The following is a 6,868-nucleotide window of genomic DNA, read 5'->3' on the forward strand; positions in this document are numbered from 1 at the left end:
ATTTTCATACTATATAATACACATATCCCCGAATTTGTTTGTAATATCTTTTACACATATCTTTCGGCTTTTGTATTCCAAAACGGAATTTATGCCTATATCAGCGCTAAATAATGAATTAAAAAATAGGATAAAAAAAGATTGCTTTTTCTGATTTAGAGACAATCAAATTAGGATGCAAACGTTATGTTAATGTTTATGCTTAGAAACAGTGTTGTATGAGAAAAAGAGTAAATTATACTGTCCTTTTCTTGGTTAGTTTGTTGTTTTGCAGCCCATTTCCGGGTAAAGCAAGTACACTTTCTGTTGCCGAAGGGGAGGACAATGGCTGGACCGAAGGATATAATCTTAGTTTTAGGGACAGTAAAAACAATGTGTTGACCCTAAATCAACTCAAGGGGAAAGTTGTGGTTATTAATTTATGGGCGACATGGTGCCCACCTTGTCTTGCGGAGATGCCTTCATTGGATCAACTCTATAAGGATTTTAAAAGCAACGATAGTATTATTATTTTGTCTGTCGATATTGATGGAAATCTTAGCGCTTCGAGGAAATTTATGGCGAAAAGGAAATATAGTCTACCTGTCTATCAATTAAATTCGGCGTTGCCGAATGGATTGAGTACCACAAGCATACCCACAACAATTATTTTGGACAAGGCTGGTAAGCTGGTCATTAAGCATGTAGGTGGAATGAATTTTGGGTCGCAGAAATTCAGAAAATCCCTATTGGATTTAAGTAAGGAATAGATTTTGATGTTGGAGATTATATTAATATAATGGAAGATAATTTATGTTTCATTTAGCATTTATGGCATTTTCTTGCTAATTTTGCATGCTAATTGTATAAGGAGAAATTATCTATGCCGGTCAAACTTCCTAATAACCTTCCTGCCATTGAGCTGTTGAAAAAGGAGAATATATTTGTCATGAGTGATTTAAGAGCAAATGAGCAGGACATTAGACCGCTTCGCGTTTTAGTGCTGAACTTGATGCCGCTTAAAATTACGACAGAGACAGATTTTATTCGTTTGCTGTCAAATAATCCTTTGCAGGTGGAAATGGAATTTTTGCGACTTGAAACGCATGTGTCAAAGAACACTCCTGAAGAGCATTTGGAAATGTTTTATAAGAGCTTGACTGAGGTTAAGGAGAATTTCTACGACGGAATGATTATTACGGGGGCTCCAGTTGAAATGGTTGCTTTCGAGGAAGTGACCTACTGGGCAGAAATTCAGACCATCTTCGATTGGGCACGAACCCATGTAACATCAAGTTTGTATATCTGTTGGGCATCTCAAGCTGCATTGTATCATTTCTATGGTGTAGAGAAGAAGCCATTAGCGGAAAAGCTTTTTGGTGTATTTAAGCATACTACGTTAAACAAAAGACATCCGCTATTCCGTGGATTTGATGATGAGTTCTTTATACCGCACAGCCGCCATACGACCATTGAGAAGAATGATCTACTGGCGAAAGAGGGTTTGGAAATTCTTTCGGAATCGCCGGAAGCAGGTATTGCTATTGTTTCTTCACGAGGTGGACGAGAATTTTATTTGACGGGACATTCAGAATATGCTCCTTTTACATTGGATGAAGAGTATAAAAGAGACTTAGAAAAGGGGCAGGAGATTGCTATGCCAGCAAATTATTATGTCGATGACAATCCCGAAAACCGTCCTCTAGTGCGCTGGACAAGCCATGCGAACCTGCTTTTCAATAACTGGTTGAATTACTTCGTGTATCAAGAAACTCCTTTTGATCTAAAAGATGTGGTTTACTTAGGCGAAATCAAACAAGGATAATTTAATTCATTTCAAACAAAAACGGCTAAAAAAGCATTCTATTCATGTTAAGTGATTAAATATGAAAAAGACTGCTTTACTAGTTGGTTCTGTTCTTTCATTTTTTTTATTGAAAGCACAGGTTACGCTAGAAGAAAATCAAAAACTGAAAGAAGCGAATGGTACTTTATGGTATGCTAATCCGTGGATCTGGATCGCAGGTATTGCCTTGTTCTTACTGATTTTTATCCTTGTACTACGTAAATCAACCCGCAATAAAGCATAGACCCAACTATGCTTCTTAATTTTGGTTGTCATTAGAACCATATTTGTTGCATCAACAATAGAAGAACTTTTCTTAAGTTTGTGTATAGCGATAAACAAACTAAATTTTTATATGAAGAAAAATCTACTTTTTGCAGCCTTGTTAGCCTGTGGCTCATTGACAGGCCATGCGCAAAACAATGCAATCAATGTGAGTTACATGGATAAGAGTGTTCGTCCTCAAGATGACTTTTATAACTTTGTGAACGGGCAATGGATGAAAACAGTCAAAATACCTTCCGATAAAGCACGTTGGGGTTCTTTTGACGAATTACGTGAAAATACTGATATTGCTACTTTGAAGGTTTTGCAAGAATCATTATCTGGACAGTTCCAAAAGGGTACAGACAATCAGAAGATAGGTGATTTGTATAAATCATTTGTGGATATGAAAACGCGCAATAAGCTTGGTTTAGCGCCTGTTAAACCTTATCTTACTAAAATTGCAGCCATTAAGAATTTCGATGATTTATATAAATATCTTGTTGAGGTAGCACCCATTGGTGGAAATCCTTTTTTTAGTGGCTATGTATATGCGCATCTTAAAAATTCCGATGTTAATACGGTATACCTTGGTGGCGGAAGTCTAGGTTTAGGACGTTCATATTATCAAGTAAAAGACAAGAAGAACGAAGAAACCTTAACTGACTATTCAAATTATATTTCTGCACTTTATGCTAAATCTGGCCAAGTTACGAAGGATTTAAAAGGTCAAAAAATTGTTGCCTTTGAAAAGCAGATGGCCGCAAACCTTAAAACTGTTGAGCAATCACGTGATGCTAATGGTCGATATAATCCGATCGCTGTAGCTGATCTAAAAAAAATGGTGAAAAACGTGGATATTGCAAAGTACCTAAAGGATGTCGGTTTTAAGGCCGATACTGTGATTGTGCCGGAAATAAAGTATTATGAAAATTTGGATCGAGTTTTCAATCCTGAAAATTTACCGGTAATCAAAGAGCTATTGACATTTCATATTTTAAATAATGCAGCGTCATATACTACACAGGAGCTTAATGATCTGTATTTTGACTTCTGGGGTCGTAAGTTAAAAGGACAAAAGGAGCAGCGTGCTTTAGATAAGCGTGGTGTGGAATTTGTCAATTCGATCGCAGGGGAGCTATTGGGGAAATTATATGTGAAAGAAAACTTTCCTCCGAAGGCCAAAGCTGAAGCTGAAGAACTTGTAAGCTATCTTGTTAAAGCTTTCGGGCAGCATATCAAGGGATTAACTTGGATGTCGGATGAAACGAAAGTAAAGGCATTAGACAAACTGGCTAAGTTTAAAGTTAAAATTGGTTATCCGGATAAATGGAAAGATTATAGCAAACTTGATGTTGGTACATCGTTGTATGAAAATGTATTGGCTTCGAGTAAATGGGCATTTTACCAAAATTTGGCGAAGCAAGATAAGCCAGTAGATAAGTCAGAATGGGGGATGACTCCACAAACTGTAAACGCTTATTATAGCCCATTGTTTAACGAGATTGTCTTTCCGGCAGCGATTCTTCAGCCACCATTCTATGATTATAAGGCTGATGCTGCAGTTAATTTTGGTGGTATCGGTGCGGTAATTGGTCATGAACTTTCACATGGATTTGACGACCAGGGTGCGAAATACGATGGAAACGGAAACCTGAACAACTGGTGGAGCGACAGTGATAAGGCGAAATTTGAAGCAGCGGCTGATGCTTTGGTACGTCAATTTGAATCCTATGAACCTGTACCAGGCGTTTTTGTGAACGGTCGCTTTACATTAGGGGAGAATATTGGGGATTTGGGAGGTTCATCAGTTGCTTTTGATGCATTGCAACTTTATCTGAAAGATAAGGGAAATCCTGGATTAATAGATGGTTTTACGCAGGACCAGCGCTTTTTCCTTTCCTGGGCTACAATATGGAGAACGAAGACAACAGACGAGTTTGTGGTCAATCAAGTGAAAACTGATCCGCATTCTCCGGCACAGTACCGTGCTTTTGCGCCGATCATTAACCTAGATGCTTTCCATAAAGCTTGGGATACAAAGAACGGTGACAAAATGTTTGTTCCGGTCGATAAACGTATCAAAATTTGGTAGTTTATCAATCATTTTACAAAAAGCGGGTGTATTTAAAATTAAATACACCCGCTTTTTTTTATTTAGTTTATACTATTTCATCCATTTTAGAACCAAATAGAACCCGATTGCTGTTGCAGATAAGGTCAATGCCGTCGCCCACCATAGTGTTGTAAAACCAAAGGAGTCGACTATGCTTGTTCCTAAAAGTGGTGAAAATATATTTGCTGCTGAAAAAGCAAGGGAATTGAAGCCCATGTATGCTCCTTGTGTTTTGGGTGTCGAGCGGTTAACAGAAACCGTTGCCATGAAAGGTAATGTCAGCATCTCACCTAAACCAAAAATAAAGAATGTGAAATATAACCAACCGAGCCCGCCTGTAAAATTTAGCATGGCATAAGAGCTGGCGCATAAAAATGTTCCAAAGACGAGCGTGCTAATTAACGAGAATCTTTTTTCAGCTATATGGACAATAAACATCTCCAGCAATACAATAACGAAACCACTCCAACCGAGTAGAAATCCGATTTGATGGTCGTTCAAATGATGAACCTCACGGTAGAAAAGCGGTAAAGTCGTAATCAACTGAAAGAAACAAAAAGAGAAAATACAACAAAAGATATTGAATAAGACAAATGGTAAGTCTGTATAAGGGTTTCGTCCTTTTTGAGGCAATTCGTTTTCAGGAATAATCTCTTTTTTTGATTTGATATCGCTTCTTTTTTCTCGTTTATGAAAAAAGACAAAGAAAATCACTGCAGCGCAAAGGACGGCAAAAGAATTTCCATAAAAGATCCAATTGAATGAGATGGTGGCCAAAAAGCCAGCAACCGCTGGGCCGATTGAAAATCCCAAATTTATGGCTAGGCGATTCAATGAAAAAGCACGCGTGATATTTTCTGGTTTAGCGTAACTCGCCACTGACACCGAGTTTGCAGGTCTAAAGGCGTCAAAGATTAAGCTTAACGTAAAAATCATGATGGATAACGACTGCACCTCTTTGAAATGTGGAATCAGTAAGAATAAAGGAGCGGCCAATACGAGACTTCCGAACTGAACCTTGAAGCTGCCAATCCGGTCAGTCAGCCAGCCACCTATGTAAGAACCACAAACGGAGCCGAATCCATAACTCATCAATACCACACCAACTTGTTTAATGTCAAAATGTAGAACCTGGGTCATGTAGAGTCCAAGAAAGGGAATCACCATACTTCCCATTCTATTGATGAGCATAACTATGGCAAGTAGCCATGCGGCTTGAGACAGTCCCTTAAAGGAGTCGAGGTATATCGATAAAATTCTTTTCATTGAATGATGAATCAGCTTGTATAGATCGTATAAGTTTTTTAATTCATACGTCTTCTTGTAGTATTGGTAAAAAAAATGCCAAATTGATTAGTCAACTTGGCATTTATTAAAATTAGATCACATTATGCCAACATGGACTCCGGAATTGAAGGATTGACTTGATAGGTACTTGCGACCATTTGTTTCTTCTCAGACCCCGGTTCCATAATAAAGTCAATTCGTCCCAGATTAATCCCGGCAAAACCGACTTGATTCACAACGGTCTTCGTTCCTTTTAAATTGGTAACCAGTGTTGGTTCATTTAAGAAGGTGTGAGTATGGCCGCCGATAATTAGGTCAATATCTGAGGTTTTAGCGGCAAGGATTAGATCTGACACTTTATCGTTTTCATATTGATAGCCCAAATGCGATAAACAGATGACCAAGTCACATTTGTGTTTTTCCTTCAATATGCGGACCACCTTGTCGGATACTTCAATAGGATCCAAATATTTCATTCCCTTGAAGTTATTGGGGTCAACCAATCCTTCAATATCTACTCCTAGTCCAAACACGCCTATTTTTATTCCACCTTTATGGAATATGGTATAATCCTGGGTTTTCCCCTCCAATACAGTTCCTTTGAAGTCGTAATTGGCCGTTAAGAACGGAAATTTAGCGTGATCCAGATACTTTACAAGGCCGTTAAGACCATTGTCAAATTCATGATTTCCGAATGTTCCCGCATCATAACCCAGCTTTGTCATGAGATCAAGTTCAAGTTTTCCTCCAAAAAGATTAAAATAGGGGGTACCTTGAAACATATCGCCCGCATCCAGTAATAGAAGATGTTCTTCTTCTTTACGGATTTTATTGATAAGCGTACTTCTGCGTGCAACACCAGCCAATCCCTGATATTTACCGCCGTCCATTGGAAACGGTTCAATACGGCTATGAACATCGTTGGTATGTAAAATTGTAAGTTTTACCTTTTTGCTCTTCGCGTCGACTTGAAAAGGAAGTGATCCCAAAGCAACTGCAGCAGAAAATCCACCAACTTGCTTGATAAATGATCTTCGGTTAATTGATTTTAATTCTTCCATCTAATTCTGCATTTACTTTTTTGCCTTCTTTCGTTAATTCACTCACATATTCAATCAAACCTTCACGCATACGTTGCGGATAATCTGCCCGCGATACAGGTTGTGTCAACAGGGTAAGGTTGTCACCACCATTGGCAAGATAATCATAGGTCACTAGTTTATATAACTTATCGTCTTCAATAGCTTGACCTTTGATCTTGATGTCCTGAACTTTGTTGCCTGTAATTGTCAAAGTCATTCCAGCAATAGGTTGACCATGTGTTGTTGCAATATAGTCAGCAAGCTGACGAATCTGACTACCCTTTAGTTCGAGTA

Annotated in this window: 7 protein-coding genes; 4 read left to right on the plus strand and 3 right to left on the minus strand. The window is 38.3% G+C overall.

Features of this window, described 5'->3' with window-relative positions; genetic code table 11:
• Nucleotides 1-218: 218 nt before the first annotated feature.
• The 4 genes from B2X72_RS09530 to B2X72_RS09545 all read left to right on the plus strand — a co-directional run bounded on the left by B2X72_RS09530 (nt 219) and on the right by B2X72_RS09545 (nt 4,184).
• Nucleotides 219-749, plus strand: a complete 531-nt coding sequence (locus tag B2X72_RS09530; RefSeq protein WP_286849346.1) for a TlpA family protein disulfide reductase — start codon at nt 219-221, stop codon at nt 747-749.
• A gap of 113 nt (nt 750-862) precedes the next feature.
• On the plus strand, nt 863-1,804 hold the full coding sequence (gene metA / locus B2X72_RS09535; RefSeq protein ID WP_075992669.1) for a homoserine O-acetyltransferase MetA: 942 nt from the start codon (nt 863-865) through the stop codon (nt 1,802-1,804).
• 61 nt (nt 1,805-1,865) lie between these two features.
• The gene (locus tag B2X72_RS09540; protein ID WP_088161603.1) at nt 1,866-2,069 is read left to right on the plus strand and encodes a hypothetical protein; all 204 of its coding nucleotides are present in this window, start codon (nt 1,866-1,868) and stop codon (nt 2,067-2,069) included.
• 111 nt (nt 2,070-2,180) lie between these two features.
• Nucleotides 2,181-4,184 (plus strand): M13 family metallopeptidase, encoded by a 2,004-nt coding sequence (locus B2X72_RS09545; protein ID WP_145326757.1) that lies wholly within the window; start codon nt 2,181-2,183, stop codon nt 4,182-4,184.
• A 72-nt stretch (nt 4,185-4,256) separates the two neighbouring features.
• On the opposite strand, the gene B2X72_RS09550 is transcribed toward B2X72_RS09545, so the two are convergent.
• From B2X72_RS09550 to B2X72_RS09560, 3 genes are all read right to left on the minus strand, one after another.
• The gene (locus B2X72_RS09550) at nt 4,257-5,471 is read right to left on the minus strand and encodes an MFS transporter (protein WP_088161601.1); all 1,215 of its coding nucleotides are present in this window, start codon (nt 5,469-5,471) and stop codon (nt 4,257-4,259) included.
• 122 nt (nt 5,472-5,593) lie between these two features.
• Nucleotides 5,594-6,553: a bifunctional metallophosphatase/5'-nucleotidase gene (locus B2X72_RS09555; RefSeq protein WP_075992666.1), complete on the minus strand. Its 960-nt coding sequence runs from the start codon at nt 6,551-6,553 to the stop codon at nt 5,594-5,596.
• A partial coding sequence (locus B2X72_RS09560) for a 5'-nucleotidase C-terminal domain-containing protein (RefSeq protein ID WP_286849351.1) occupies nt 6,531-6,868 on the minus strand: 338 nt, incomplete at its 5' end. The genes B2X72_RS09560 and B2X72_RS09555, both read right to left, overlap by 23 nt.

The sequence above is a fragment of the Sphingobacterium sp. UBA7253 genome, assembly GCF_002472745.1.
GTDB lineage: Bacteria > Bacteroidota > Bacteroidia > Sphingobacteriales > Sphingobacteriaceae > Sphingobacterium > Sphingobacterium siyangense.

Coding starts and splice junctions, on each gene's coding strand:
- B2X72_RS09530 (WP_286849346.1), top strand. CDS start 219: ATGAGAAAAAGAGTAAATTATACTGTCCTTTTCTTGGTTAGTTTGTTG.
- metA (WP_075992669.1), top strand. CDS start 863: ATGCCGGTCAAACTTCCTAATAACCTTCCTGCCATTGAGCTGTTGAAA.
- B2X72_RS09540 (WP_088161603.1), top strand. CDS start 1,866: ATGAAAAAGACTGCTTTACTAGTTGGTTCTGTTCTTTCATTTTTTTTA.
- B2X72_RS09545 (WP_145326757.1), top strand. CDS start 2,181: ATGAAGAAAAATCTACTTTTTGCAGCCTTGTTAGCCTGTGGCTCATTG.
- B2X72_RS09550 (WP_088161601.1), bottom strand. CDS start 5,471: ATGAAAAGAATTTTATCGATATACCTCGACTCCTTTAAGGGACTGTCT.
- B2X72_RS09555 (WP_075992666.1), bottom strand. CDS start 6,553: ATGGAAGAATTAAAATCAATTAACCGAAGATCATTTATCAAGCAAGTT.